Consider the following 3,279-nt stretch of genomic DNA (forward strand, 5'->3'; position numbering starts at 1 on the left):
TGTTCGGCGGGTCGCTTCGCGCGGTGGGCGCGTGGGGACGCGTGGGGCACGGTTCCTCCTGTTGTCAGCATCGGCAAAGGATGACGGCGCAGGCCGCAGCATCGCGGTCTTCGTCGTCGTGAACCGGGCGCGTACGGACTCGAGCCCTGTCCGGGTGCGGCCCGGGGCGGCATCGCCCCCGGCCTGATTTGTTGTCGGCCACCACGGAAAGCGTATTCCGCTGGTGATCGCTGGCAGTCTCGCACGCCGCCCTGCGGCGAGGCAAGAACTTTGTGAAACGTTTTTACGAAGTTGCCTCTCGCGCTTGCGCAACGGCTCATCGCTCGCCTAGTGTCGCCGGCGAGCGCTTTCCCAAACCCCCGCCGTCGGTGTGCATACGGACCGCACCGGCGGCGGGCTCAGCGTGCCCGCCGACGTCCCACCCGCGCCGCGCTGCGTAGGCCGGGCCCGGCGTGAAACCGGGGGGAGTCACCTGCTGTCGGCTGGACGCACGCCACTAGGCTGGCGCCATGTCCGCGCACGTGCTCGACATCGTGCCGGCGCCACCGATGGCGGACGGCGGGCACGAGCAGGGGGCGCACCGATGAGCGAGTATCCCGACATCTCGGACCACGGGCTGATCGGCGACCTGCAGACCGCCGCGCTCGTCGACACCGAGGGGTCGATCGACTGGTTCTGCGCGCCGCGGTTCGACTCGCCGAGCGTGTTCGGGTCGCTCCTGGACGCCCAGCGCGGCGGCTTCTGCCGCGTGCGCCCCGAGACCGACGACTACGTGACGCGGCAGCTGTATCTTCCGGACACGGCCATCCTGCTCACTCGGTTCATGACTCAGGAGGGCGTCGGCGAGGTTCTCGACTTCATGCCCATCGCGGGCGACGAAGCGACCGACCGGCACCGCATCGCCCGGCTCATCCGCGTCGTCCGCGGGTCCATGACGTTCGTCGGCGAGATCAGGCCGGCGTTCACGTACGGGACCGTCGCCCACACCGGCGTCGAACCGGCGCTCGGCGACGGGGTGCTGTTCCGGGGCGGGGATCAGGCGCTCACTGTGCACCGAGTCGGCGAGATCATCCGCCGCGGCGAGCAGCAGGCGGGCAGGATCGAACTGATCGAAGGCGGCCTGCGCGTCCATGGCACGCTGCACGCCGGCGAACGCACCGGCGTGCTCATCGAGACGGGCGGCGCCGCGCCGCGTCGCGTCTCGATCGATGAGCTCGAGCGGATGTACCTCGAGACCCAGCGCTTCTGGCGCGACTGGGTGGGACGCTCGACGTACCGGGGCCGCTGGCGGGAGATGGTGCACCGATCTGCCATCACGCTGAAGCTCCTCACCTACGCACCCTCGGGCGCCCTGGTCGCCGCTCCCACGGCGGGCCTGCCCGAGCAGGTCGGGGGCGAGCGCAACTGGGATTACCGCTACACCTGGATCCGCGACGCATCCTTCTCGGTGCAGGCACTGCTCGGCCTGGGTTACCGCGACGAAGCCGAGGCCTTCGTGCAGTGGCTCACCGACCGGGTGCAGGAGAGCGCGGGCGACGAGTCTGGCCCGCTCAAGATCATGTACCGCGTCGACGGATCGTCCGATCTCGCAGAGACGACACTGCCGGAGTGGCGCGGCTACCGCGACTCGTCGCCGGTGCGCATCGGCAACGGCGCGGCCGACCAGCTGCAGCTCGACATCTACGGCGAGGCAATGGACTCCATCCGGCTCGCCGCCGAGCACGGCTTCCAGCTCAGCGACGGGGAGTGGTCCGACGTGAGCCGCATGCTCGACTGGGTCTGCGAGAACTGGGATCGGCCGGAGGAGGGAGTCTGGGAGACCCGCGGTGGACGGAAGAAGTTCACATTCGGGCGCTTCATGTGCTGGGTGGCGCTGGACCGAGGCATCCGTCTCGCCGAATCCGGCGGCCGACCCGCCGACATCGTGCGATGGCGCGGCCAGCGCGATGAGGTCTACCGGAAGCTCATGGCCACGTCGTGGGATGCCGATCGCGGCGCCTTCGTGCAGCACGAGGGGAGCGACGTGCTGGATTCCGCGAACCTCATCATGCCGGTCATGGGTGTCGTCTCACCGCGCGACCCGAAGTGGCTCTCGACTCTCGAGGCGATGGAGGTGGAGCTCGTGTCGGACAGCCTCGTGTACCGCTACAACCCGGCCGCGTCGCCCGACGGGCTGCGCGGCTCCGAGGGCACCTTCACGCTCTGCTCGTTCTGGTACGTCGACGCGCTCACGCGCACGGGACGCACCGAGGAAGCCCGCCTGACGTTCGAGAAGATGCTCACGTATGCCAACCACCTGGGGCTCTACGCCGAGGAGATCGGGCTGACCGGTGAGCAGCTGGGCAACTTCCCCCAGGCGTTCAGTCACCTGTCGCTCATCAACGCGGCAGTGAACCTGGACCGGCTGCTCGATCACTAGCATCGACGGATGTCGCGATTCGTGGCATCCGCACCTTCGCGCATCCCCAGAGCCCGCGGAGGACCGTGGTTAGGCTGGCGGCATGGCTCACAGTGGCGCCGCCCCCGGAGACCCCGCCGCGGCGTCGCGCGGCATCTCGCGCCGGACCCAGTCCGACATCTATCGCGCCGGCATCAGCGGCACCCGCCCGCACGTGCCCGTCGACGTCGCGGCGCTCGAGGCGGCCGCACGCAAGGCGCTCAGCGCCGAGGCGTTCGCCTACATCGCCGGGGGAGCGGGCGCCGAGCGCACCGTCGCCGCCAACCGCGCCGCGTTCGGCCGCTGGCAGGTGTGGCCCCGGCCGCTGCGCGATGTGTCGTCGCGCGATCTGTCGATCGACTTCCTCGGCGTGCGCCGCCCGACGCCACTCCTGCTCGCGCCGCTCGGCGTGATGGAGATGGCGCACCCCGACGCCGATCTCGCCGTCGCGCGGGCCGCGGCATCCCTCGGGGTCCCGTACACGCTCTCGAACCAGGCATCGTTCCCCATGGAGGAGGTGCGCGATGCCGCGCCGACCGGATCGCGGCCGTTCCAGCTCTACTGGTCGGCCTCCGACGAGCTGAACGCGTCGCTGCTGCGGCGGGCCGAGGCATCCGGCTGCCAAGCGATCGTGGTCACCCTCGACACCCACCTGCTCGGCTGGCGCACGCGTGATCTCGACCTCGCGTACCTGCCGTTCACCCGCGCCATGGGCATCGCGCAGTACACGAGCGACCCCGTCTTCCAGCAGCTCGTGCGCGAGAGATCTCGCGCGTCGGTGTCGTCGACCGGGGAAGCGGATGCCGCGGCCGAGGCCGCGCCGCCGGTGCGCCTGACGCCGC

At 70.4% G+C, this 3,279-nt stretch carries 2 protein-coding genes; both read left to right on the forward strand.

What is annotated here, in order from left to right; translation table 11 throughout:
* Window positions 1-583 precede the first annotated feature (583 nt).
* A complete protein-coding gene (locus tag VIP82_RS04825; protein ID WP_331906202.1) occupies window positions 584-2,419 on the forward strand; it encodes a glycoside hydrolase family 15 protein in 1,836 nt (611 codons plus the stop codon).
* An 82-nt stretch (window positions 2,420-2,501) separates the two neighbouring features.
* On the forward strand, window positions 2,502-3,279 hold a 778-nt coding region (locus VIP82_RS04830), incomplete at its 3' end, for an alpha-hydroxy-acid oxidizing protein (protein WP_331906204.1).

This window comes from Microbacterium sp. (genome assembly GCF_036566905.1).
GTDB lineage: Bacteria > Actinomycetota > Actinomycetes > Actinomycetales > Microbacteriaceae > Microbacterium.

Coding starts and splice junctions, on each gene's coding strand:
- VIP82_RS04825 (WP_331906202.1), top strand. CDS start 584: ATGAGCGAGTATCCCGACATCTCGGACCACGGGCTGATCGGCGACCTG.